Annotated in this window: 16 protein-coding genes; all 16 read left to right on the forward strand. The window is 39.2% G+C overall.

Features of this window, described 5'->3' with window-relative positions; translation table 11 throughout:
- Positions 1 to 579: 579 nt before the first annotated feature.
- The 16 genes from PTI45_RS24405 (at position 580) to PTI45_RS18100 (ending at position 26,366) form a co-directional block, all read left to right on the forward strand.
- On the forward strand, positions 580 to 1,974 hold the full coding sequence (locus PTI45_RS24405) for a glycosyl hydrolase (RefSeq protein ID WP_217492700.1): 1,395 nt from the start codon (positions 580 to 582) through the stop codon (positions 1,972 to 1,974).
- 238 nt (positions 1,975 to 2,212) lie between these two features.
- The gene (locus tag PTI45_RS18030; RefSeq protein ID WP_069328972.1) at positions 2,213 to 3,268 is read left to right on the forward strand and encodes a LacI family DNA-binding transcriptional regulator; all 1,056 of its coding nucleotides are present in this window, start codon (positions 2,213 to 2,215) and stop codon (positions 3,266 to 3,268) included.
- A 210-nt stretch (positions 3,269 to 3,478) separates the two neighbouring features.
- Positions 3,479 to 4,729: an ABC transporter substrate-binding protein gene (locus tag PTI45_RS18035; protein WP_069328973.1), complete on the forward strand. Its 1,251-nt coding sequence runs from the start codon at positions 3,479 to 3,481 to the stop codon at positions 4,727 to 4,729.
- Between the two features lie 104 nt (positions 4,730 to 4,833).
- Positions 4,834 to 5,718 (forward strand): carbohydrate ABC transporter permease, encoded by an 885-nt coding sequence (locus tag PTI45_RS18040; RefSeq protein ID WP_069328974.1) that lies wholly within the window; start codon positions 4,834 to 4,836, stop codon positions 5,716 to 5,718.
- Positions 5,719 to 5,724: 6 nt separating this feature from the next.
- The gene (locus PTI45_RS18045; protein ID WP_069328975.1) at positions 5,725 to 6,552 is read left to right on the forward strand and encodes a carbohydrate ABC transporter permease; all 828 of its coding nucleotides are present in this window, start codon (positions 5,725 to 5,727) and stop codon (positions 6,550 to 6,552) included.
- A gap of 37 nt (positions 6,553 to 6,589) precedes the next feature.
- Entirely contained in the window at positions 6,590 to 9,268 is a 2,679-nt protein-coding gene (locus PTI45_RS18050; protein WP_175425215.1) for a glycoside hydrolase family 2 protein, read from the forward strand.
- Between the two features lie 163 nt (positions 9,269 to 9,431).
- Complete coding sequence (locus tag PTI45_RS18055) at positions 9,432 to 10,400, forward strand: LacI family DNA-binding transcriptional regulator (RefSeq protein WP_069328977.1); 969 nt, start codon at positions 9,432 to 9,434, stop codon at positions 10,398 to 10,400.
- Between the two features lie 173 nt (positions 10,401 to 10,573).
- The gene (locus PTI45_RS18060) at positions 10,574 to 11,527 is read left to right on the forward strand and encodes an ABC transporter permease (RefSeq protein WP_175425220.1); all 954 of its coding nucleotides are present in this window, start codon (positions 10,574 to 10,576) and stop codon (positions 11,525 to 11,527) included.
- Positions 11,528 to 11,540: 13 nt separating this feature from the next.
- The gene (locus PTI45_RS18065; RefSeq protein ID WP_069328979.1) at positions 11,541 to 12,437 is read left to right on the forward strand and encodes a carbohydrate ABC transporter permease; all 897 of its coding nucleotides are present in this window, start codon (positions 11,541 to 11,543) and stop codon (positions 12,435 to 12,437) included.
- A gap of 135 nt (positions 12,438 to 12,572) precedes the next feature.
- Positions 12,573 to 14,165, forward strand: a complete 1,593-nt coding sequence (locus PTI45_RS18070) for an ABC transporter substrate-binding protein (protein ID WP_083243613.1) — start codon at positions 12,573 to 12,575, stop codon at positions 14,163 to 14,165.
- A 20-nt stretch (positions 14,166 to 14,185) separates the two neighbouring features.
- Positions 14,186 to 16,639, forward strand: a complete 2,454-nt coding sequence (locus tag PTI45_RS23785; RefSeq protein WP_083243607.1) for a PfkB family carbohydrate kinase — start codon at positions 14,186 to 14,188, stop codon at positions 16,637 to 16,639.
- On the forward strand, positions 16,636 to 18,912 hold the full coding sequence (locus PTI45_RS18080) for a GH32 C-terminal domain-containing protein (RefSeq protein WP_069328981.1): 2,277 nt from the start codon (positions 16,636 to 16,638) through the stop codon (positions 18,910 to 18,912). Before PTI45_RS23785 ends, PTI45_RS18080 begins: the two co-directional genes overlap by 4 nt.
- Positions 18,913 to 18,943: 31 nt before the next feature.
- Positions 18,944 to 22,909 (forward strand): GH32 C-terminal domain-containing protein, encoded by a 3,966-nt coding sequence (locus tag PTI45_RS18085; protein WP_069328982.1) that lies wholly within the window; start codon positions 18,944 to 18,946, stop codon positions 22,907 to 22,909.
- Between the two features lie 274 nt (positions 22,910 to 23,183).
- Complete coding sequence (locus tag PTI45_RS18090; protein WP_069328983.1) at positions 23,184 to 23,855, forward strand: uracil-DNA glycosylase; 672 nt, start codon at positions 23,184 to 23,186, stop codon at positions 23,853 to 23,855.
- Positions 23,856 to 23,882: 27 nt separating this feature from the next.
- Positions 23,883 to 24,299, forward strand: coding sequence for a hypothetical protein (locus tag PTI45_RS18095; RefSeq protein ID WP_069328984.1), 417 nt, complete (start codon positions 23,883 to 23,885; stop codon positions 24,297 to 24,299).
- A gap of 168 nt (positions 24,300 to 24,467) precedes the next feature.
- Positions 24,468 to 26,366, forward strand: a complete 1,899-nt coding sequence (locus tag PTI45_RS18100; RefSeq protein ID WP_069328985.1) for an Ig-like domain-containing protein — start codon at positions 24,468 to 24,470, stop codon at positions 26,364 to 26,366.
- The last annotated feature ends 137 nt before the right edge of the window (positions 26,367 to 26,503 follow it).

Raw genomic sequence — 26,503 nt, forward strand, 5'->3', positions numbered from 1 at the left:
TCAGGTTCAATCCAGTCATACCGCAGTCTCGGTTACAGCTTCTAGAATCGGTTTTTAGTTATGTTTGTATACGTTTTATATAAGTAATCGTATTTATAATTGAATCGTCTATAAAAGCATTCCTAGCGCTTCTTGAGCTGTTTAAAAAAGATGGTGAAGATTAAAGATGAGAAGTATATAAAAATAGAAATACAGAAAGATTGAACCTTCTACCTCAAGTTACTTTTATCAAAGTGATCAATGCCTTGTTGTTGCTTATACAGCATTTAAAATAGCTGAATATATGTGCAAAGAAGACTATCCATGATCAAGGATAGTCTGTTTTGTTTATAATTCTTTTTTTTAATTTGTGAAAAGCTATATATTTTTATTTTCAAATTATGTAATATATGTATATTAAACAAAATTTAAAATTTAAATAAAAGTATAATTATATTATTTGAAATATTGAAGGAGGTGATAGACTACTCTATAAAATGCTTTTTAGCACCGTATACAATTGTAAATGTATGCTATACAAGATGAATTACAGGGTAGGAGTAGATAGAAAACACTGAACTTGATAGAGGAGGCAATATGATGGTGAAAAAGAGTCGTACTTTGTTAATCGTTCTAGTGATGTTCAGTTTGGTGTTTGGAAGTGTATCGTTTTCTTCGTCATCTAAGGTGGAAGCAGCAGGTGTGAATCTGGCACGAGGAAAACAAGTGACGGTTTCTTCGACTGAAGCCAGTGGCAATATAGCCTCTAATGCTGTAGATGGTAATACTTCTACACGCTGGGCATCTACCAACGCAGACCAACAATATTATATTGTTGATTTGGGAGCGGTTCAATCGGTATCAAGTGTTATTTTACGTTGGGAAGCTGCGTATGCGAAGCAATTCCAAATTCAGACGTCTACCGATAATATAAACTGGACTACGGTCTATTCGAATTATAGTAACACTGGTGGAATCAACACGATTACATTTCCATCGACTACAGCTAGATATGTGAAAATGTATGCTTTTCAACGAGCTACAACGTATGGATACTCTTTATACGAATTTGAAATATACGGTAGTGGTACACAAGCTTCTACCGGAGTCCTTGATTATATTAAAAGTATCAGTGGCAAGCAGACAGTGATCGGCATGCACAATCGTGAACCGAATGCTACACCTGCTGTACAAACTGAGAAAATAAAAAGCATTACAGGTAAATATCCAGGGCTGTGGAGTGGTGATTTATTATTTTCAGCAAATGATGTCAATAATCGTTGGAATATGATCTATGAAGCCAAAAAGCAGTGGGATAACGGAGCAATCGTTCAGGTGATGATGCATGTTACACCTCCTACACAAGCAGATGCAGGCAATTGGGAAGGCGGCGTAGTCAGTCATCTTAGTGATACACAGTGGAAAGACTTAACGACTAATGGAGGTACGTTAAACAAAGCGTGGAAAGCTCGCTTAGATAACTATGCTCAATACCTTCAATATTTAGAAGATAATAACGTGACTGTCTTATTCCGTCCATTTCACGAAATGAATCAAGGAGTATTCTGGTGGGCAGGTCGTCCGGGAAGTACAGGTACAGCTGAATTGTATCGCTTAACACATGATTATCTAGTTAAAACTAAAGGATTGACTAATCTGGTCTGGGTATGGGATATGCAAGACTTGGATCTGAATTGGAATGTATATAATCCGGGTAGTGCTTATTGGGATATCTTTGCGTTAGATGTATACAATCCAGATGGATTTACAACGCAGAAATACAATACCGCTTTGAGTGTAGCCAATGGCAAACCGATTGCTATTGGTGAATGTGATGTATTACCGACTCCGAGCCAGTTAGCGGCTCAGCCCAAGTGGGCATTTGCGATGAGTTGGGCAGAACTCACCTTTGAAAAAAATACAAATGCACAAATTCAAACCGTCTATAATGCTTCTAATGTGATCACACGTGATGAATTACCGAAGTTAAAGTAACATACAGTCTAGGCATTACTAAGTAAGATTCAGGATTATATCAGTAAGGCGTAACTAACACAGTCAAGATGAAAAATCCAAACTGTAGTCTAAGAGAGATTTCTTAGCTATCGTCTGGATTTTTTTGTTCTTACATCGTAGAGGAATAGAGTTGAAATTTGTTGAATAAAGCTTTATTGTTAAAGCAAGTGAATTCATAACACAGATAAACGATACATAAAGGGGGATTATAAGCTCCATGAAAAAAATTACACTGCAAGTGATTGCAGATGAATTAAAAGTATCTAAAGCGCTTGTCTCCAAAGCGTTATCTAATGATCCGGCTGTTAATGAAGGCACACGGGAAAAGATATGGCAGACCGCAGAAGAAATGGGTTATCGGATCAAGCCTGTTCGCAAAAAAGTTGGAGATGCTCAAACAGGTAATATTGTAGTGTTAATGCCTAGAGCGTATCTTGATGATATTGAATACTGGGGTAAAGTGATGCAAGGCGTCGAAGCTGAGTTGACCAATCATCAGTTTAGTATGATTTTATCGACGATAGATATTAGTTTGTTTCCCAAAGAAGGATTGCCGTCAAGCATCTATGACCGCAAAGCCGATGGCGCTATCGTAATGGGGCATTTACCGGATAATTATATTGAAATGTTACGTTCGATCCATTTTCCTTTTGTGATGTTAGATGCGAATTTGTTAGATCCTTCGATTGATCATATTCTGGCGAATAATTTTTTGGGTGCCTATCAAGCGACTAATCATTTATTTGCGCAAGGTCATCGTAACATAGGGTTTGTTGGTGATCCTGATGCTTCATGGAGCTTTCGTGAACGTAGCCGGGGATTTCGTGAAGCTATTCGTGATTTTAACGAAAAGAATACTGATGATATACAAGCTACCTTTATTGCTGGGATCGGTGTAAGTGGTACAGGAATGTATATCACTGGTGAATTCTCAGAACATTTGAAAACGCACACAACATCTGATCAAGCATTAACAGCACTATTTTGTGGAAATGATGTAGTAGCGTTAGAGACACTTAGTCTGTTATCAAAATGGGATATTCGTTGCCCGGAAGATGTATCTATTATCGGGTTTGATGATTTGACATTAACCGAGCTGATGAATCCTAAGCTAACTACAATTCGCGTGCCTAAAAATGATATTGGAATGCGAGCAGTACAAATGTTGATGCGACGTATTGAAAATCCTGATGTGACTCCTGAACATATACTAATGTCTACTCAATTGATTGAACGAGCATCAATTACAGCACCAAAGCAATCAAAAGAATAATTGGATATCATTATCACCCATTGAATAGCTACATGTTAAAGACACCTATCCAGCACATCATGTGTAGAAGGTGTCTTTTTGCTATGTTTACAATTGAATTATTTCAACAATTTTTATAAAGTTGAATAAAATATAATTATTTTGTTGAAATAAAAATTTAAATATGTTAATGTTTGGATGTAAGCGATATCAATATTAGGGGGATTCAAAGTGAAAAAAGTATACTTACCTGTTGTACTCCTTGTCATATTATCTGTATTCATCACCGCTTGTGGTAAAACAGAAAGTCAATCCGCCGACAAGAATGAGATTAGTGGCACGATCACTTTTTTAACGAATCGTACAGATATGATCGGTGAGAAATACGATGATTATGCTAAACGCTTTAATGAAAAGTATCCAGATGCTCATGTCGAATTTGAAGCGGTTACCGATTTGGATAAAACGACTAAGATTCGTGTAGGTTCAGGTGAATTTCCAGATGTAGTGTTAATTCCGACCATCCCTAATTCTGATCTTCCTAAATATTTTGCACCGTTAGATGATCTAGGATTGAATGATCGTATCTATTTTAAAGATTACAAGTCATTTGAAAACAAAGTGTATGGCATTTCAGTTGGTGCTACGACAACAGGTATTTTGTACAACAAAAAAGCTTTTGCCGATGCAGGGATTACTACAGTGCCACAAACGTTAGATGAATTTTATGCAGCAGCAGATAAGCTGAAAGCAGCCGGTAAAGTAGCACTTGCTTCTAATTTTAAAGATCAATGGACATTATATCCGTGGTCTTCAGAGATTCCGACTGCTATCGCAGGAGATGCTGACCTCAATAACAATCGTCTTCAAAGTGATGCACCTTATCAATTGGATAATCCTTATGGTCAATCGATGGGCATTATTCGCAATATGTATGAGAAAGGCTATCTTGAACCGGATATTAATTCGACCAATTGGGAGCAATCCAAAAAAGATATTGCCAGTGGTAAATTTGCGATGTATGTAATCGGCAACTGGGCGATTCCGCAAGTGATTGAAAGTGGAACAGATTCAGCTAACATCGGATACTTTCCATTCCCTTATGATAATTCTGACAAACACAATGTGACATTAGCACCAGACTGGGCTTATGGAGTAAACAAAAACAGTGAGCATCCGGCAACAGCTAAAGCTTTTGTAAAATGGATGTTGGAAGATTCAGGATTTGATGATTTTGCAGGATTTATTCCAGTTCTCAAAGATAAAAAGCCGGCGGTTACTCAATTAACAGAATTTAATAGCTTCAAACCGAAGTATCTTGAAGCTGTATCTGATGATCCTAAAGTGACAGCAATTGTGAATAAAGCGCAGATCACCAAAGAAGCTTTTGTACAAGAATTTGTGCTAGCTTCAGACCCACAAACGATTATTGATAAATACAACGCAGCCTGGGCAAATGCCAAAAAATCACTAGGTAACTAAATCCAAATTAAAAGTTGAACTAAATAGAAGCAAAGTAGCATCGATCTGTAAACGAGTCTACTTTGCTCTATGAAGCTGTTATAGAAAGGGAATGAAGTGGAACGATGAGTCATATTTCATATCCGTTACAACGCAAATTCATTTTAATATCGTTTTTGTTGATCCCTTTGGCATTGTTAGCGCTATTTACGTATTATCCAGCGATGCGATTAGTGTACTTGAGCTTTACCAGTTGGGATGGTATTAGTCCGGTTAAAGAGTGGCTTGGGCTAGGGAACTATATTGAGATTTTTACCAATCCAGATTTGTTTGGTGTTTTTCTACATCAGATTCCATATGTACTGATTGGTATTATTCAAAATATCGTAGCGATTGTATTTGCTGTTATTTTGAATTCCAAATTGCGGGGACGTAATTTTTTTAGAGTGATGTTGTTTCTTCCTTTTATTATGAATGCCGTTGCAGTTGCATTTATGTTCCAGTATGTCTTCGATACCACTAATGGATCGTTGAATGGATTGCTAGGGCTTGTTGGATTAGAGTCATGGCAACAAAGTTGGCTCGGTAATGCTTCGCTAGTTAACTATGCACTGGCTTCGATCGGCTTCTGGCGCTTTATGGGCTACAATATGGTCATTTATCTAGGAGCTTTACAATCGATTCCGGGTGATATGTATGAAGCCGCTAAAATTGATGGAGCCAGTCGTTTTCAGATGTTATGGTCACTTACGATTCCTAATCTAACCCCTATCATCTCGTTAAATATGTTCCTAACGCTTAGTGGTGCGTTGGCTGTGTTCGATTTACCGTTTGTTTTAACCAAAGGCGGCCCTGCTGGAGCGAGTGAAACGTTCTTATTCAAAACGATCGAGACTGCTTTCCAATTTAACAATTATGGGTTAGCTTCAGCGATGAGTGTGGTATTACTTCTATTTACAGCGATTATTTTGTTAGTTCAAAATTTAGTCATTAATCGGAAAGGGGACTGATCATTAATGAGTCGAAAATTTGATCTTGTGCATATGCTCAAATATGTCATTTTGATTGTGGGTACATGTACCGTACTGTTTCCACTGTATGTTGTATTTGTAAATGCATTTAAAAATGAAGAGGAAGGCAGTAACCCTTTTTCGTTACCTGCTAGCTTTTTGAACTTTGACAATTTTGCAAATGTAATCGATCGTGCAGATATTATGCATGCTTTCTTCAATACATTTCTGATTATTATGGTCGCTTTAATCGGCAATATTATACTCGGTACGATGGTGGCTTATGCTGTAGGACGAATCGAATTTAGAGGGAAGAAACTCGTGATTGGTGCGTTTTTGATTGCTACGATTATCCCGACGATTACGACTCAGGTGGTTACCTTTTCTATTATTCAAGCGATGGGGATCTATAATACGCTGTATGCACCTATTTTGCTTTTTGTAGGAGCCGATGTGATCCAGATCTATATCTATTTGCAATTTATCAAAAATATTCCGTATGAATTAGATGAAAGTGCGATGATAGACGGTGCCAGTCTATTGCGGATTTATCGCAGTATTATTTTACCGTTACTAGGGCCTGCAACAGCTACGTTAATTATTTTAAAAACAATCAATATTTACAATGAATTGTATATTCCATTTCTGTATATGCCCAAGCAAGACTTAGTGGTGGTCTCCACAGCTATTATGCGATTTGCAGGAAACAATCAAGCCCAATGGACCAATATCTGTGCGGCGATTCTGATTATTATGATTCCAACCGTTTTATTATATTTATTTCTGCAAAAATATATCTTTTCAGGTGTGACCAGTGGTGCAGTAAAAGGATAATCATACGGTAAGAGAGGACATGATTCTATTGGCAAGTATGTATACATCAGATCAAGAATATTCATTACGTCAGTTGACATGGGAACTGAAAGGATTCTGGCCCTGGGTTCCGATCAAAGGAACAAGTATGGAGATTGGGAATGAATTAATGGGTGTGACTGAATGGATGCCAGCAACTGTACCTGGTGGTGTTCATTATGATCTTTATCGTGCAGGTTGGATAGAGAATCCATATCGTGATATGAACAGTCTTCAATGTGAATGGGTGGAGAATCGCTGGTGGGTGTATCGGACATGTTTTGACTGGACAGATGTATGGGGTGTAAACCCAGAATCTATTGGAACTGAACTGATCTGCAAAGGGCTTGATTATGAAGCCCTTATTTATTGGAATGGGCAATTTCTAGGAGAACATATCGGGATGTATGAACCGGCTGTATTGGATATCACCGAATGTCTGAAGCAAAGTCAGACTGTTGAATTACTAATTGTACTCAAACATCCTCCTGATGAAATGGGGCAAATCGGCAAAACGTCTGCAACCTTTACTCAGAAAAGTCGATTTAATTACAAATGGGACTTTTCAACCCGTCTGATCAATATTGGAATCTGGGATGATCTTGTGCTTAAGTCCTATCAAAATTGTTCATTACAGGATATTCAAGTACAGACAGATCTAAACGAGCAACATCAAGGGCTTATTCAGATTGTTGGAGAGATCAAGCAACATGGGGAGAGTAAAGAGTCTACGCTAGTGCAAGTGTCTATTTTGGATTCAGCAGGAAATTCGGTTGTTCAATTACAACAGTCACTTACAGAGCATGAGTCTGCATTTAACATTCAAAGTGTTATTGATTCTCCGCAGTTATGGTATCCCAATGGATATGGAGATCAGCCTTTGTATACTGTAGAGGTTATATTGCTTCAGCAGGATATGAAATGTGATCTGTATACATGTCGTATAGGGATTCGGCGCTTGGAATATGTAGCGAATGAAGAAAGCCCAGCCGATGCTTTACCTTACACTGTCAAAATTAACGGGCGTAAAATTTATATTCGCGGTGCAAATATCACTCCACTGGATCATCTGTACGGCAATATTACGGATGGTCGTTATGAATGGCTTATTCACCTTGCTAAAGAAGCGAATATGAATATGCTTCGCATCTGGGGTGGCGGTATTATAGAAAAAAGTATTTTATATGAGCTATGTGATATGCACGGTATTATGATCTGGCAAGAATTTATCCAGTCTAGTTCTGGAATAGATAATAGGCCTTCTCAACAGCCAGAGTTTTTGACTTTATTACAAACCAATGCGATCTCTGCACTAAAGCGTCGTCGCAATCATACCAGCCTTACGATCTGGAGTGGTGGTAATGAATTAATGAGTGCACCTAATATTCCTTCGACATATGATGATCTTAATCTAGCGATGCTCAAGCAACTTGTTCAGCAATATGATGCACAGCGGTTGTTTTTACCAACATCTGCTTCAGGACCTGTGCAATATATTACCCATGAAAAAGGTGTCAGCCATGATGTACACGGTCACTGGAAATATGAAGGTAATCCACAACATTATGTATTGTATGGAGAAGCAGATCATTTATTTCATAGTGAGTTTGGCGTAGACGGGATGAGTCCTGTTCGCAGTCTACATAAATTTCTAAGTGAGTCTTATCGGCAACCGACTTCGATGGAAAAGAGTCTGGTCTGGCGGCATCATGGAGAATGGTGGGATACGTATAGTCGGGATCTTGACTTATTTGGCTCTTTAGAGACATTGGAAACGTTTGTTGATTGTAGCCAATGGATTCAAGCTGAAGGGTTACGCTTTATTTTGGATTCCAATCGAAGCCGGCAGTTTAACAATAGTGGTAGTCTTGTCTGGCAATTGAATGAACCGTGGCCTAATGTGAGCTGTACAAATCTAGTAGATTATTATTATGAAACGAAGATGGCTTATTATTGTGTGAAAGAAGCGTTTGCTCCTTTTCGAGCAAGTATCGATTATCGTAGTCTACATTATCAAGCAGGACAGATTGTCGCATTTCCTATGCGTATTGTTAGTCATGATCACGACCAACCGTTTAAAGTGAATATCCAATTGCTGAACAGCAAAGGTCAGATATTGCAAGAACGTCATATTGTCGGAACAACTAATTCCAATCATGCGGTAACGCCTGCTTTGTTCCGCTGTACAATTCCGCAGACTGAAGATCAGTTATTCTATATTCGCTTGCAGTCTATATGTGGAGAGAAATCGATTGCAGATAATATGTATACTTTTTCAACGAAGCAACAGTCTATCTATGCACCTGCGCTTCAAAAAGGCAATTCTTATTTACAGGTAGAAGCCGATCGAGAGTGGAGTACTTCTGTATCTGATAGTATCGCTTATACATTATGGACAAGAGATTATACAGTAACCAATCAAGGGGAAAGTGTAGCTTTGCATATCTATCCTTATGAATCCAGTGACCGTTATTGGATCACAGCAAGTGAAGCTTATTTTACTCTTTTTCCGGGTGAATCCAAACGCATTACCGTGACTTGCTGTCGTCAAGAAGCTGAATTATTTTCAACAGAGCCATTATCGGTAGAGAATATGGATCACTCTGTAATAGATGGAGAGAGATTACCTGAGATCGTATTTAGCGCATTTCAACAACATGCTAGTATTAACGAACGACAAACTGAATTAAATAGCTAGCTAGATAACCGTTATATTTGTAGTAGAAGAGGGCTGACTCGAGAAGAAAGAGTAAGTCCTTTTTGTTCGCTTTTTATTTAAAATGAAACGTTTCCAAAAAAGTATTGAAACGTTTCCAATTTGGTGCTATTATAAATTCCATAAGAAAGGTCGGAGGTGTTAAATGACCAGCATTAAAGATGTAGCTATGCTAGCCGGCGTTGCTGTAGGAACCGTTTCTAGAGTTATTAACAACTCTGGAGCTGTTAAACCAATCACACGTCGAAAAGTAGAAGAAGCTATCCAAGAGCTTAATTATTTCCCGAATGAAGTCGCTCGTAATTTCAAAATGCAAAAATCTAAAATGGTAGCCTTATTGCTTCCGAGTATTTGGAATCCTTTCTTTTCTGAATTAGCTTATTATATTGAAGATGAATTGGATCAAGAAGGATTTAAGTTGATGTTATGCAATAGTGGAGGGAAACCTGAAAAAGAACTGTACTATCTGGATATGCTACGACAAAACAAAGTCGCTGGTATTGTAGGCATAACGTATAACGATATCGAAAGTAGTGTCAGTAATGATATTCCGATTGTAAGTATTGATCGACACTTTAATAAGAAGATCACCTGTGTCACTTCAGACAATTATGAAGGAGGGCGCTTAGCTCTAAGAGAACTGGTTAAAGCAGGATCTCAAAAGCCAGCTTTTATGGGAAGTATCACTTCTGTATTTAGCGAAACGATGAATCGAAGAAAAGGATTTATTGATGAAGCAGAAGTACTAGGAATCGATTATGTTATTTATGAAAAGGCAGATCCGATCGTAGATGATCAAGCGTATTTTGATGAGTTTTTTGGTACATATCCTGATATTGATGGTGTATTTGCAATTACAGATATGTTGGCAGCGAATTATATCGACAGAGCAACTAAACAGGGAATCTCAGTTCCAGAAGATGTAAAAGTGATTGGATACGATGGGATTCAAGATAGTCCTTATTTTCATCCTATATTATCCACAATCAGACAACCAGTAGAAGAAATGGCGCGCATGAGTATTAGACTCCTGTATAGCAAAATGGAAGGTGTCTCTTTGGAGCAGCAAGTATACCGTATTCCAGTAATGTTCAAACAAGGTGAAACGACATGATCTTTGTTTAGATCAAAAAAACTTCAGTACATACTGTGTAATAAGGAGTACTTGCTGTTTTTTATTTAAAATTGGAAACGTTTCAAAAATGATCAATCCTATAAAATGAAACGTGAATATTTTATTTAGACCAAGTTGGAAACGTTTCAAAAACGATAGAAATGAAAGGGAGAATGAGAGTGGATTCGATAACCAGTCAGGTCCAACAACCGACCAAAACCAAACAAAAAAGATGGAGTCGCTTCAAACGAGACTATGAATTGTATTTATTTTTACTACCGATCATTATTATTTATCTTCTATTTAAGTACTATCCTATGTATGGCGTACAGATTGCCTTCAAAGATTTCTCACCCAGTCGGGGAATATGGGGAAGTGAATGGGTAGGATTTCAACACTTTATCGATTTTTTTAATTCCTATAATTTCTGGACAGTTATTATGAATACGCTCTCACTTAGCTTCCTATCCTTATTATTTGGATTCCCTGCTCCGATTATTATTGCCATTATGCTCAATCAAATGCTAGGGAAAACATACAAAAAATTTGTACAGACTGTGATTTATGCACCACATTTTATATCTACAGTAGTACTGATCGGTATGCTGAACGTTTTTCTATCTCCGAATAGTGGAATGATCAATCATATCATTACGATGTTTGGCGGAGAACCGATTCTCTTTATGGCGGATGAAGGATGGTTCCGACCACTGTATATCTTATCAGGGATCTGGCAAGAAACAGGGTTTGCCACGATCATTTATCTGGCTGCACTGGCGGGAGTTAACCCTGAACTTCATGAAGCGGCAACAATGGATGGTGCAAGCAAATGGAAACGTGTATTGTACGTCGATATTCCAAGTATTTTGCCAACGATTGTGATCTTACTGATTCTCGCCCTCGGTAATATCATGAGCATAGGTTTTGAAAAAGCATTCTTAATGCAAAGTGATTTGAATTATGCGACCTCTAATATTATTCCAACTTATGTGTATGAGATGGGAATTCAGAAAGCACAATATAGCTTTTCGACAGCAGTAGGTTTGTTCAACTCACTGATCAATATTGTTCTGATTGTTACAGTCAACCGAATTGCCAAAAAAATGACAGAAACCAGTCTCTGGTAGGGAGGAGTTTACTTTGAATTCATTGCTGAAGCGTAAAAGTCGAGGAGATATGTGGTTTGACATTATTAATTATGCTCTATTGACCTTTATTATGTTGCTTGTATTATATCCATTGTATTTTGTATTGGTTGCCTCATTCAGTGATCCTAATTATATCTATTCGGGTGAGATTTGGTTATTTCCTAAAGGGTTTACTTTAGATGGATATGAACGGATTTTTAATGATTCTTCGATATGGATTGGATACGCTAACTCGATTTTGTATGCCACACTCGGAACACTGATCGGAGTTGCAGTTACCGTATTTGCAGCTTATCCTTTAGCTCGTAAAAATCTAGCTGGAAAGTCTTTTATTATGTGGTTTTTGCTAATCACTATGTTTTTTAGTGGAGGGTTGATTCCTACCTATTTGCTAATAAAAGATCTGCATTTGTTAAATACCATGTGGGCGCTTATTCTTCCTGGAGCAGGTGGCGTATTTAACGTTATTATCGTCAGAACGTTTTTTCAATCATCGATTCCAGATGAAATGTGGGAAGCCGCTTCTATTGATGGTTGTTCCAATACTCGATTTTTCTGGAGTATCGTTCTACCTTTATCCAAATCTATTTTAGCGGTTATGGTGCTTTATCATGTAGTCGGCTTTTGGAATGGATTCTTCGATGCTTTGATTTATTTGAGTGACGATAAGAAGTATCCACTACAATTAGTCCTTCGCAATATTCTAATTCAGAATCAGGTTAACTCGGGCATGATGATTGATGTCGAATCGTATGCAGCGAAAATGCGTGTGACTGAATTGATTAAATACGGCGTGATTATGGTATCCAGTCTACCTTTACTGATGTTGTATCCATTTTTGCAGAAGTACTTTGTTAAAGGAGTCATGATCGGATCGATCAAAGGATAAGTGAAATAAAGTTACACAGAAATGATGATCGCAAAGAGATCTATTTTCATAACATGTGATACCAGATTGTAGCTTGTGGAAAGTATAAGGAGGTTAGAAATTGTGAAATCTGTATTCAAAAGTACCGTCATTTTGATGGTGAGTGGAGCGTTAATACTGGGCGGATGTTCAAACAATAATGGTTCAAACAATCAAAGTAGTGATCCCAGTAAAAAAGTAGCTTTTCATCAAACAGGTCTTCCTATTGTAGATGAATCAATAACGTTAAGAATGGTATCTCCAAAGTCTGCTTTAGCTCCAGAATTTTCAGAAATGGAAATCTTCAAACGTCTGGAAAAGAAGACACATGTCAAAATCAATTGGGAGAATATCCCCGATACTGATTATACAGAAAAGAAAAATTTGCTGATTGCTAGTGGAGATTTACCAGATGCTTTTTATGCAGCAGGATTTACCGATTACGAGTTAATCAATTATGGAAAAGATGGCACGATTATTCCGTTGGAAGATTTGATTGATCAATATGCGCCTAACTTGAAAGCACTGCTTAAACGTCGTCCTGATATCAAGTTAGCCATTACAGCAACAGATGGGCATATCTATGGATTACCTTCTTGGGAAGAAAACAATCTTGAAATCAACCCGTTCTTTCATGTGATTAATAAATCATGGCTGGATCAATTAGGGCTTCCTGTTCCGCAAACGTTAGATGAATATACAGCAGCTTTACTTGCTTTCAAAACACAAGATCCTAATGGAAACGGCAAGCCTGATGAAATCCCATTAAGCTTTATGCATATGCAATGGTGTATGGATATTGCAGGACTTTTTGGAGCTTTTGGGCTTCCTGACAATTTGGAGCACAGAGTGGTTCGCAATGGACAAGTGATCTTTACCGCTACCCAGCCTCAATACAAGGAAGCATTAACGTATTTCCATGAGAAATGGTACAAGCAAGGTCTGATTGATCCAGAATCATTTACTCAAGATGCCGCGCAGTATTTATCTAAAGGTAAAACGATTGATGAGACGCTTGGATCGTATATCTGGTGGGAAGCTGAAGAAGTGGTTGGAACAGAGCGTGCTAAAGATTATGTTCTTCTATCTCCACTAAAAGGACCGCAAGGAGATCAATTGATTGGACGTGCTAACGGTGGAGGCCCAGGGCGCGGAGCTTTTGCTATTACTAGTGTGAACAGTAATCCCGAATTGACGATGCGTTGGATTGATCAACAATATGAACCGTATATGGCTGCCCAAATTCACTGGGGTCCGTTAGATATCATATTTAAAAAAGACAAAAATGGTAAATTAGTCAATCTGCCACTTCCAGAAGGAGCATCCGCAGGAGAGTATCGCCAAAAAGTAACACCAGGATCAGGTGGACCGGGCGTCATTACGGCTGCTGATTTTGGGAAAGTTGTAGATATGGAGCCTCGTGCTCAGAATCGTGCTAAAGATTTAGCCAAATACTATGTTCCTTATATGGAAAAAGAGAAGTACCCAAATATCTTTTTTGCAGCAGAAGAATTGGATAAGATCAACAGAATTGAGCCTGAATTAATGAGATATGTCAACACCAAAAGAGGACAATTTATTGTGAACGGTGTGACCGATGAAGAGTGGAATGATTATTTAAAAACATTGGAGAAAATGGGTCTGAATGAATTGATGGGCATCTATCAGACCGGACTTGATCGTTACAACGCTAATCTTACAAATAAATAGAGAATAGGTGGAGAACAACTGTGCTTGATGTTATTGCTATTGGAGAATTGCTAGTGGATTTTACCCCGGCTGGACATACAGCTGAACATCATCAATTGTTTGAGTGCAATCCTGGAGGGGCACCTGCTAATGTAGTGACTGCATTGTCTCGTCTAGGAGCGAGTACGGCATTAATCAGTAAGGTAGGAGGTGATCCATTTGGTTCGTTACTACATCAACGATTGTTAAATGCTGGAGTAGATGTATCTGAAGTGTCTTTTACAGACGAAGCGAGTACAACCTTGGCTTTTGTTCATTTAGATGATCAAGGCGATCGATCGTTTAGTTTTTTTCGCAAGCCAGGGGCTGACACTTTTCTGAAATCAGAAGACATTTCACTCGAGCGGATTCAACATTGTAAAGTGCTGCATTTTGGTTCGGTATCGTTGAGTCATGAACCTGCACGTAGTGCGACTCAGACTGCGGTGATGCAAGCCAAAGAAGCAGGAGTACTTCTTTCTTTTGATCCGAATCTGCGTATGTCTTTATGGGAAAGTGAAGAAGAAGCTAAGCAACAGATATGGTGGGGAATGAACCATGCGGATATTTTAAAAATATCGGAAGAAGAACTTTGTTTTATTTGCAACACCACTGATATTGAAAAAGGTTCGTTAGAGTTACAACGTCAATTCAATATTCCCTTGATCGTAGTAACTTTAGCTGAAAAAGGTTGTTATTACCGTTTATCTCATCTGGAGGGATATGTAAAGGGTTTCCAAGTTGACACTATTGATACTACAGGCGCTGGTGATGCTTTTCTAGGTTGCTTGTTATATCACATTCTGAAGAGTGATAGTGCTTTGGAACATGTAACAACGCAACAAATGATAAGTATGCTTACTTTTGCGAACGCTGGAGGAGCATTAGTGACTACACGAAAAGGGGCTCTTGAAGCAATGCCAACAATAGATGAGATTGAGCAATTTATGAAGTTAAATCAACAGCATACTACAGATGTATTCAGACCCGGTTTTCATTTTGCACCTGCCGCTAACTGGGCGAATGATCCGAATGGATTAGTGTATTACGAAGGCATGTATCACCTTTTTTATCAATATCATCCGTACAGTACGAAATGGGGACCGATGCACTGGGGGCATGCTGTCAGTGAAGATCTTATTCAGTGGCAACATATGCCGGTTGCTTTATTTCCGGATGAACATGGAGCGATTTTTTCGGGTTGCTGTGTTGTAGATTGGCAAAATAGTAGCGGATTATTTGAAGATACTCATGGATTAATCGCTATATTTACCCATGCAGATACCCATCCAGACACCGATCAACCCCGTCAACGTCAGAGTCTAGCTTATAGTAGCGATCAAGGGCATACCTGGCACAAATACGCTGGGAATCCTGTGATTACGGAAAAAGACTTGATCGATTTCAGAGATCCTAAAGTGTTCTGGCATTCGCAAAGTGCTCACTGGATTATGGTGATTGTTGCAGGTGGTCATGCACGATTCTATACATCCAAAAACTTATTGGAATGGTCGTTAACCAGCACATTTGGCGAAGGTCAAGGCTCACATGATGGGGTATGGGAATGTCCTGATCTATTTGAATTACCTATAGATGATACAGGGTATTCCAAATGGGTGCTGATAATAAGTATAGGAGATCATCCTGAATACCCTGAAGGATCTCGAACACAATATTTTGTTGGAGATTTTGACGGTCATACCTTCAGCAATGATAACCCTAAAGATCATGTCATGTGGTTGGATTATGGTAGAGATAATTATGCAGGCGTGACTTGGTCAGATATACCTGAACAAGATGGACGCCGGGTGATTATCGGTTGGATGAGTAATTGGAAATATGCTAACGACACCCCTACTGATTTGTGGCGTGGTGCTATGACGCTACCACGTGTCTTATCTCTAACTTCTAACAACGGACATACAATACTCAAGCAAATGCCTGTACAAGAAGTACAACAGTTACGTGAAGAATCTCGACATTGGGAAAATATTTTGATTACACCTGCAACTCCTTTTGTAGAGCATACCCATAATGATCTCATCGAAATAGAAGTAGAGCTAGATGTCCGCTCGCAAGATGAAGTTCATATCCGTCTTCAATCTTCGCAACAAAGTGAAGTGATTGTCGGTTACAATCCTGTGCAACAGTGGTTATTTATCGATCGTTCTTGTTCAGGAATAACGGATTTTCATCCTTCATTTGCTGTCAAACACGGTGCTCCTCTAGCGATAAAAGAAGGGCGATTACATCTGCATATTTGGGTAGATCGCAATTCGATAGAAGTGTATGCCAATCAGGGTATTGTCGCTATCACCGATCAGATTTTCCCTGATCCACTTGAATCTATCGAGATCAGTACAAAATCAGGTCAAACGACGCTAACTTCTCTTCAATTGCATACGCTGAAATCGGTGGCCATGCAAGATGCTATTGCATGGGGGGCAGATGCATGAGTCACCTGGCAGAAGATCGTGGATTGATAATGTATTGGGACTTTGATGAAGGTAAAGGATCAAGCACGGTAGAGAATATCTCTCAAGTCCAAGATTCGATCCATTATGTTTTTCATTCATCAGAGTTGCATCAGCACGATCCACAGTGGAGAAAAGGCATTGTCGGAAGTGGGCTGTGCTTCGATGGATATTCAACGTATATTGCTCATTCATTGGATAAGACAGGTATAGAGCGTGAAGCTGTCTCTTTCTCTGCACTTACGATAGGAGTCTGGATAGCACCACGTTCTTATGATTGGGGCAACGAAGGTAAGCTAACAGCTATTGTGAATCGTCATGATATGGAGCAAAAACAAGGCTATCTACTAGGAATGTCACGACATGGATCATGGTCTTTTCAAGTAGGGCTGGATACCGGGCAATGGAAAGAAGTATGGGCACCTGCTGGATATGAACTTCCCAAAAATACATGGTCTTGTATCCATGCTGTATTTGACAGTGATCGTGGAGAACTTAAATTGTATTTGAATGGTAGCGAAATAGCTTGTAATGATGTACCTGTGGGCGCTCGACTTGTTCAAGCTGACGATACTGATCTGCTTATTGGTAGAAACAATCATAGCAGTGTACTTGCTGATGTATTCCATCTTCAAATGTTCAGTGGCATCCTCGATGAACTCAAAATATACAATCAAGCACTGAATACAGAGCAGATTGCTTCTGCGTATCAACATGTTTTAGACAGTACGTCTGAAGGTACACATCCACAGCTAGAATATGACGAGATCAAGCTAGATCGAACACCATTATTACAAGATCGGCATCGACCACAGTATCATGCGAGTCCGCCTGCTCATTGGATGAATGAACCTCATGCACCGATTTATTTTGACGGGCAATATCATTTATTTTATCAACACAACCCTTTGGGCCCGTTCTTTTATCATATTCATTGGGGGCACTGGGTGAGTAAAGATCTTGTACACTGGCGTGATCTCCCGGTAGCGCTAGCTCCTGAACATGATGACCTTTCACCTGATGGCATTTGGTCTGGAAGCGCTACTTATGATGTCAACGGGCTACCTGTTTTGTTCTTTACAGCAGCCAATGATAATCTTTCTCCCAATCAAAGTGTAGCCCTTGCACAAAGCACTTATTTGCAAGATCACAATCCAGATCTTGTGCAATGGACTAAATATCCAGATTCTCTGATGGTGCAACCCCATGGAATAGGTGCGTTTGGAGATTTTAGAGACCCTTTTGTATGGAAAGAAGGTGATCGCTGGTTAGCTTTAGTAGGATCAGGTATTGAAGATGTAGGCGGAGTAGCACTTGCCTTCTCTTCAGAAGATATGCTGAATTGGACGTACAAAGGTATCTTTTATCAAGCGGATCTACAGAAATATCCTTATCTTGGGCCGATTTGGGAGTTGCCTGTCTTTCTTCCATTAGGAATCGATCAGCAGGGTCAGCATAAGCATATTTTGTTAGTTAGCCCTGTAGGAGAGGGCGCAGATGTTGAAGTGTTCTATTGGATCGGGCAATGGGATGAACAACAAATGTCATTTATACCAGATCAAGAAGAACCTCAATTAATTGATGTAGGAGATTTTCATTTTACAGGCCCGAGCGGAATGATAGATCCCAAAACCAATCGAAAAATTATTTTCACCATTGCACAGGGTGATCGTACTTCGGAACTTGAATATCAGGCAGGTTGGGCTCACAATGCTGGGTTGCCGCTAAGCATCTATTTGAGGGAAGATGGACGATTAGGCATAGAACCTATTCAAGAGCTTCAATCCCTGCGTGGGAAGAAGCATGTATCGTTTCAAGAAAAGTCGTTACAAGAAGCTAATGACCTTCTGAAGCATGTTCGAGGTGACCGACTAGAGATTCAGGTCGAACTGCAATCCAGAACAGCTCAAAACATAGGGATTAAAGTTCGGTGTACACCGGATCGAGCAGAAGAAACATTGCTATATTACGATAGAAAGGCTGCTCAGTTGTTGGTTGATCGTACCAAATCAACACTGAATTCTCAAGAGGTCTCTACAGGCATTCAAGGGGGTACGTTAGACATTCATGATGATCCGTTGAAGCTTCATATCTATCTCGATGGTTCTATGATCGAAGTCTATGCAAATGGATTGAAAAGCTTAACGACTCGAGTCTATCCTAGTCGAGCAGATGCTTTGGAAATGGAACTTTGGAGTGATGGAGAGTTAGAAGTGATCTCGATGGAAGTATGGGATATGCAATCGATTTGGTAGAAGCGCTTTATACGATGAAGGAGGCTATTTAATGAACAATATCAAGAGTAGACAATCTTGGATTTCCAAATTGATTATTCCGATTATGATTCTTCAATGTATCGCTCCTGAAATATCAGCGGCAGCAGCACCTGAATCTACGATAAGCGATATTTCGATTTCACAGAAAGACATCCAATCATCAGTGACAGATGCAGTTTATCAAAATCCTGCATTATCAGCTACACAAGCAGTCTATGGGATTACCAATCCAGGTTTTGAGACAGGAGATCTTACGGGCTGGACGGTGGTTGAAGGTAATGCATTCGGCCCGAACAGTGTATCCAATGAAACGACATGGTGGGCTGAAAAAATTCCATACAATCAAGAAGGATCTTATCATCTAAATGGTTGGAAATATGATGAATCGGCTACAGGTACACTTCGTTCGAGTACGTTCAAGCTTGGTGGAACAGGTTGGATTACGTTTAGATTGGGCGGAGGTAAGCATAATAATGAAGCCTACTTGAACATTATTGATGCAGATACAGGAAATTCTGTAGCCAAATACGGAAATTCTGCTTTTAATGAATCTGGATTTCCCAATCCCAATCAAGGATTAAGACTTGCAAATATGGAAAAGTATAAAGCAGATTTGTCTAAGTATGTAGGTAAAAAACTGTATATTGAGATTGTGGATCATGCAACCTCCGATTGGGGACTGATCTTCGCAGATGATTTCCAAACATTGTATAAAACGGCTCCTCAAGAAGGCGTATTAGCAGAAAATAGGGTTCCAGTGGCTACTATTCCCGGTGAAATAAAAAATCCTAGCTTTGAGACAGGGAATATTGAAGGTTGGACAGTAGACGGGACTCCTTTTCAAGTAACCGATGAATCTAAAGCGGGCAAAGAAGGACAGTATTATGCCAAGTCTTCTCTGGAAGGAATCGGTTCATTAACTTCCAGTACTTTCAAACTTCAAGGAACAGGCATGATAAACTTTACTATTTTGGATATTGTTCATCCAGAGGATGCTTATGTTGCACTATATGATGCACAGACAGACGTGCTACTGAAAAAGACAGAGACTGTCAGTGCCAATCAGAAGATCTCATGGCAACTCCAGAAATATTACAATAAGCAACTGTATCTGAAGATTGTCGATTCATCTGATCAAGCTAGTATTGCTGTTGATGCTTTTCGAGCTAACAATGTAGGTACTATTTTTGATATGAATTTTGACGAAGGTACAGGAAAGAAAGCATTAGAAAAAGTCACCAATATCGAACACGATGTGAATTATGTATTTAACAACGCTAGATATATGGATTCCAAAGATCCTAGATGGACTTCACGTGGAGTGAAAGGTGGAGCCTTGCTATTTGATGGCTATTCGAATGATATCCAAATCCAAACCAAAGATACTGTTGCTGTCAATGATGCATTAACAATCGAAGCTTGGGTAGCTCCACGTAGCTATGAATGGGGAGATGGCAATAAGTTATCTACGATTGTCAATCAGTCTAACCCCGATAAAGCAGAAGGTTTTGCACTTGGAATGTATCGACACGGCACATGGTCGATGCAGTTAGGAATCGGGGGTCAGTGGGTTCAAGTATGGGTTAAAGATCACCCGCTTGAGAAATACAAATGGAATTATGTCACTGCCACTTTTGACAAAACAGAAGGTATTATCAAGTTATACTTGAACGGTAAGCAAGTAGCCTCTCAGGCAACACCTGCGAACGTTCCGATTACTCCTTCTTCAGCAGATTTAGTGATTGGGAAAAATAACAATCCAGTCGAGCTAGCAGGTTTATTTTCATTTAATATGTTTAGCGGACTGATTGATGAATTAAAACTATACAACAAAGCACTAACTTCTCAAGAGATTTTAGCTGAATATGAGAGTGTGAAAACTCTGCATGGTGGCAACATTCCAACTATTCCAAATGGTGATATTGATGAAGATCCTGCTGTTTTTGATGGGGATCAACATCGTCCACAATATCATGCAATGCCTCCACAAAATTGGATGAATGAAGCACATGCACCGATTTATTTTAACGGAAAATATCATTTATTTTATCAACATAATCCGCAAGGACCTTTCTGGCATCAGATTCATTGGGGTCATTGGGTGAGTGATGATATGGTACATTGGGAAAATGTACGACCTGCACTTGCTCCAGAAGCAGGCAGTCTGGATCCTGATGGTGCATGGTCAGGCAGTGCAGCCTATGATCGCGAAGGCAATCCTGTGTTATTTTATACAGCTGGAAATGATGCATTATCTCCTAATCAACGTACAGCTCTAGCCAAACCTGCGAATTTGGCTGATCCTAATTTGGAGAAATGGGTGAAACATCCTACACCAGTGACTGAACAGAACGGTAAAGGAATTCCGAATGAATTCCGCGATCCTTTTGTATGGTATGACAAAGAAACTGACAAGTGGTATCAGTTAGTCACGTCCGGTATCAAAGATTTTAGCAGTGGTACAGCTCTGGTCTATGTATCGGATGATATGTATAACTGGGAGTACAAAGGCCCACTATATGAAAGTGATCGAACTCGCTATCCTGAACTTGGTACAGTATGGGAATTGCCTGTATTGTTGCCATTAGGTAAAAATAGTGCAGGCAAAGAAAAACATATTTTTATTATCAATCCGCATGAAAAACCGGAGCATGTTGCTCCAGCTAACGATGTGCAAAGAGATGTTGAAGTCTTTTACTGGATAGGCACATGGGATCGAGAACATTTCAAATTTATTCCGGATCAAGAAGCGCCTTCTAAGTTAGATGTAGGCGACGGCTATTTAACCGCTGAAAGTGGAATGGTCACACCTGACGGTAGAACAGTCATTTATTCGATGGTGCAAAATGTAAGAACACCGCAAGCCGAATATCAGGCAGGCTGGGCTCATAATTTGGCATTGCCGATTTCGCTGAGTCTGGATAGTAAGGATCAATTACAGATTAAACCGATAGAAGAATTACAGAGTCTACGGGGTGCGAAAGTAGTCGATTTCAAAGATAAAAATCTACAAGCTGCTAATCAAGCTATTCAATCGGTCAAAGGCGATACGTTAGAAATTGTAATGGAAATCGATCCTAAACAATCCCAGAAGTTTGGACTGAAAGTCAGACGCTCTGACAAGGGTGAAGAGGAAACATTAATCTATTATGATAAAACCAATAAAACCTTTAACGTCGATCGTAATAAAAGCAGTGTAGATCCTGATGTACGTGTCGATGGCATCCAAGGCGGATATGTAGACCTTGATGGAGAAAATCTGAAATTGCATATTTTCTTGGATCGTTCGGTTGTTGAAGCTTTTGCCAACGATAAGAAAAAATTGACCACTCGCGTCTATGTGGGTAGATACGATTCGCTTGGTTTACAAGTCTGGGCAGATCAGGATATCCAAGTGAAGTCGATGGAAGTATGGAATATGAATGCTTTGACAGGTGAACCTGCTCCACCTGTAGATGTACCAGAGGATTGGGATAATACCAAATACACCAATATTAAAGACTTGCCTAATCACGATTTTGCTACAGGGGATCTTACAGGATGGATTAGCGAAGGGAATGCTTTCCAAAATGTACATGTCACCAATCAAAAGTTTTTCTGGGACACGATTTATTTCAATCCTTCCCAAAAAATCCCGGGTGGATACCATTTATGGGGATTCAATGAACAAGCTGGAGGAGATAGCTTAACCGGTACACTACAATCACAACCTTTTATTCTGGGAGGAAATGGACATATCAATTTCTTACTCAGTGGTGGTCGTGATATCGATAAATTATATGTAGCACTGGTTCGAGCATCAGACGGCAAAGAGTTATTTAAAGAAACAGCGACTAACTATGAAGAGTATCAAAGAAAAATTTGGGATGCATCCGCATATTTAGGCGAAGAACTCTACATTAAAGTAGTGGATCAATCAACTGGAGGATTCGGACATATTAATGTCGATGACTTTAATGTACCTGCTCGCAAATAGAAAAAATATAAAGAATAGCATCCATTCGTTCACGATAATAGATCCTCTAGATTCTTGCCTTTAGAACCTAGAATACGCTATAATACAGACGCATAGCATAGTTTACTTTCTATTATAAGTGTTGCTCATAGGTGAACGGTGAGATCCTTAGCATTCAAGTAGGTATACGTGGTTATCATAAGTACACCTATTGTACAAAGGACTGACTCATGAATAATGGGTTGGTCCTTTTTTTGTCAGATCACAGATCAATAATGAAGAAAGGGTGTTGGATATGTTCGGTAATGATTGGGATGAAGTATTAAAAGAAGAAATCGAAAAGCCTTACTTTCAACAGTTGATGACATGGCTAGATCAAGAGTATGCAGAAGAGGTCGTCTATCCTCCACGTGACCTGCTTTTTCAAGCTTTTCGTCTGACTCCCTATGCAGAAGTCAAAGCTGTAATTTTGGGACAAGATCCTTATCATGGTGCAGGACAAGCGGAAGGATTAAGCTTTTCAGTGATGCCAGGGGTAAGAGTACCACCTTCTTTACGTAATATCTACATAGAGCTAAAAGAAGATATCGATGTACCGACACCCAATCACGGTTCCCTTGTACAATGGGGCAAAGAAGGTGTTCTTTTGCTCAACACTGCATTAACAGTCAGAGAATCCAAGCCTGCTTCTCATCGAGGCAAAGGATGGGAACAATTCACAGATGCTGTTATTCATGCGCTTAATAATAGAAAACAGCCAATGGTATTTTTACTGTGGGGCAATCATGCTGGTGAAAAAGAAGCTTTTATCGATCAAGAGCGTCATCTAGTGATTCGTTCAGCACATCCAAGTCCTTTTGCTGCTCGCAAAGGATTTTTTGGAAGCAAACCTTTTTCACGTACCAATCAATTTCTTGAGGAGCACGGTGAACGTCCAATCGACTGGCGTATTCCTAATATCACATAAAGACTAATCATTCAGGGAGGTGAAAAGATGAAGCATTGGGAAGGTAAAAAAGTAGTAGTCACCCGAGATGATGAATATTCTTCTCGCTTGTACGGTACGATCCAGTACTGGGATGAAAGTAAAAATAGATTGATTCTGCAACCGGGTGCGATCAATGTTCTGCTCAATGATATTTTGTACATTAAAGAACTAGAACAGTTACCACAAGAGTTAGAGTCTTCCGCAGCAGAACTGAATCATATCGGCTATATTATGAAATTACCTGTGCAATTCGATAATGCTATTCTTTTCGGCTCCCAAGTTATGATCTGGCAAGGTGATCGACTGGTTGAACTTCAAGCGCAGATCGTCAGACACGATCATCAACAAGTTGTTTTGGGAAATGGACGTATTTTGCGTAAATCCGATTATCGATTTATTGTACGTTCTCTACGTGGATGCTGAACTACATAGTGATGAAAATACCCCTTGATTTTCCAGAAAAAGAAGAGAATTTACAGGACTATAGCCTTATTTTGGATCATTTATCTTCAAAAATATAGTATTCCAACCGATATTAATACAGGAATGGACAGAGCTGAACACAAATATTGTACACAAGGGGAGAAATTAATGACACATACTGCAAAAATGGCAAAATGGATGCTTGCAATTGTAATCGTGGCAAGCACACTATTTCCAGCCGGAGTTTTCGCAGCAAATACGACTGCCGTATCACTCAAATTCACCGACGATAATGCGTTAACTTTATCTTTAGATGATGATGCTACTGACTTGACAGTATCGACAGTAGACGGAGCAGGCAATACGGAAGATGTATCTGACGAAGCGAAATGGACTTCTTCAGCATCTACAGTAGCAACAGTTAAAGCAGGAAGTATTACGCCGGTTGGCACAGGAACAACGACAATCACTGCTAAGTATGGCGATCTATCTGCTACTAAAAAAGTAACAGTGAACTCACCCTATACAGCATTAAAAATTTCACCAGATGCAGCAGCAAATGTAACGATCGGACAGCCTTATACATTTACAGCAACAGCTACCAAAACAGATGGTAGTTCAGAAGATGTCACTTCTTCAGTAACATGGTCTACATACAGTGCAGCAGTAGCCACTGTATCTCTGGGTACGGTAAAAGGAATCAAACAAGGAACAACAACAGTAACTGCTAGATATGCAGGATTGGCAGATACACAAACGATCTATGTACGTTCTTCTTTCCAAGGATTGTTGCTAACACCTGAAGAAGATCAAGTGATGTTTATCGGTGATACGCCTAAACAAATCAAAGCAGAAGTAGCTGACGCCACTCGCGTAAATACAGATGTAACGAGTGATGTGAAATGGACTTCATCTAATGCAATCAACGTAACAGCAGATAAAGGTTTGCTTACTCCGTGGGTAGAAGGTACTTCTACGATCAAAGCAGAGTATGAAGATTATACAAAGAGCTTCAAAGTTACAGTCTACAAAACTATGAAAAAAGTAGAATCTAGTGTAGATTCAATCGATTTGGTTACAGGAGATAGTGCTACACTTCCTAAAGTAACAGGTACAGCAGTAGATGGAACAACAGTAGACTTATCTAAGCTTGTAGAATGGAGTGCAGGTGACGGAAGTGTTGCTTCAGTTACAAGTACTAAAGTAGAAGCTGAAAGCGAAGGTAAGGTCAATCTAGTGGGTACGATCGGTGACCTTAAAGTAACTGTACCGGTATCGGTTCAGACGAAATTGCTTGTATTAACACCAGATGTAACGACTTTAAGTATTGTTGTTGGTGAATCTTCAAGCTTGCCTAAAGTAGAAGCAATGACAGTAGAAGGTTCTACGATTGATGTAAGTAAAGATATCGACTGGACTTCTTCTTCTGAAAGCTTATTGTTAACAGGTTCTACAGCAAAAGCATTGCTAAATGGTAAAGCTACGCTTAAAGGAACTTACCTTAACAAAATCGTTAAAGTTTCAGTAACGATGGAACCTAAAATTAAATCAATCACAGTTACGCCAGAAGTGGTTGAATTGAATATCAAAAAGAGCAAATCTATTAAAGCGGTAGGAACATATGCGGCAACAGGTAAATCTGTAAACCTATCTACCAAAATGAATTGGGTGTCTTCTAATCCTTCTGTAGCGACAGTTAAAGGATCAAGCATCAAAGCCGTGAATCTAGGAACAGCAACGTTGACAGGATCATACCAGGGCTTAACATCGACAGTTAAAGTCAATGTAACAGCGAAGTTGAAAAAATTAACGTTTTCTGAGAAAGCTTTGAAATTGACTGTTGGCGATGCTAAATCGGTTCAGGTCGTGGCTGAATATGATACAGGTCTGAAAGTGGATGTAACGAAAGAAGCATCATGGACAAGTACCAAAGCCAATATCGCTACAGTTACTGAAGGTAAAATTACAGCACTTGCTAAAGGGACAACAACAATTAAAGTAGAATACGGCGATAAAAAAGTGTCGACTACTGTGAACGTAAAAGAAGTTGTTCCTGCTAAACAATAATAATCAATGTATTCACTTGATGTGATCTAGCTAATAGGAAGACTCTACCTCATGAGGTAGAGTCTTTTTGTTAACTAAACTTGCCAAAAGGCAGTACTTCATTTAAAATAAGAACAAAAGTTCGTATATGATTACAT

Source organism: Paenibacillus nuruki (genome assembly GCF_001721045.1).
Lineage (GTDB): Bacteria > Bacillota > Bacilli > Paenibacillales > Paenibacillaceae > Saccharibacillus > Saccharibacillus nuruki.

Coding starts and splice junctions, on each gene's coding strand:
- PTI45_RS24405 (WP_217492700.1), top strand. CDS start 580: ATGGTGAAAAAGAGTCGTACTTTGTTAATCGTTCTAGTGATGTTCAGT.
- PTI45_RS18030 (WP_069328972.1), top strand. CDS start 2,213: ATGAAAAAAATTACACTGCAAGTGATTGCAGATGAATTAAAAGTATCT.
- PTI45_RS18040 (WP_069328974.1), top strand. CDS start 4,834: ATGAGTCATATTTCATATCCGTTACAACGCAAATTCATTTTAATATCG.
- PTI45_RS18045 (WP_069328975.1), top strand. CDS start 5,725: ATGAGTCGAAAATTTGATCTTGTGCATATGCTCAAATATGTCATTTTG.
- PTI45_RS18050 (WP_175425215.1), top strand. CDS start 6,590: ATGTATACATCAGATCAAGAATATTCATTACGTCAGTTGACATGGGAA.
- PTI45_RS18055 (WP_069328977.1), top strand. CDS start 9,432: ATGACCAGCATTAAAGATGTAGCTATGCTAGCCGGCGTTGCTGTAGGA.
- PTI45_RS18060 (WP_175425220.1), top strand. CDS start 10,574: ATGAGAGTGGATTCGATAACCAGTCAGGTCCAACAACCGACCAAAACC.
- PTI45_RS18070 (WP_083243613.1), top strand. CDS start 12,573: ATGGTGAGTGGAGCGTTAATACTGGGCGGATGTTCAAACAATAATGGT.
- PTI45_RS18080 (WP_069328981.1), top strand. CDS start 16,636: ATGAGTCACCTGGCAGAAGATCGTGGATTGATAATGTATTGGGACTTT.
- PTI45_RS18085 (WP_069328982.1), top strand. CDS start 18,944: ATGAACAATATCAAGAGTAGACAATCTTGGATTTCCAAATTGATTATT.
- PTI45_RS18090 (WP_069328983.1), top strand. CDS start 23,184: ATGTTCGGTAATGATTGGGATGAAGTATTAAAAGAAGAAATCGAAAAG.
- PTI45_RS18095 (WP_069328984.1), top strand. CDS start 23,883: ATGAAGCATTGGGAAGGTAAAAAAGTAGTAGTCACCCGAGATGATGAA.
- PTI45_RS18100 (WP_069328985.1), top strand. CDS start 24,468: ATGACACATACTGCAAAAATGGCAAAATGGATGCTTGCAATTGTAATC.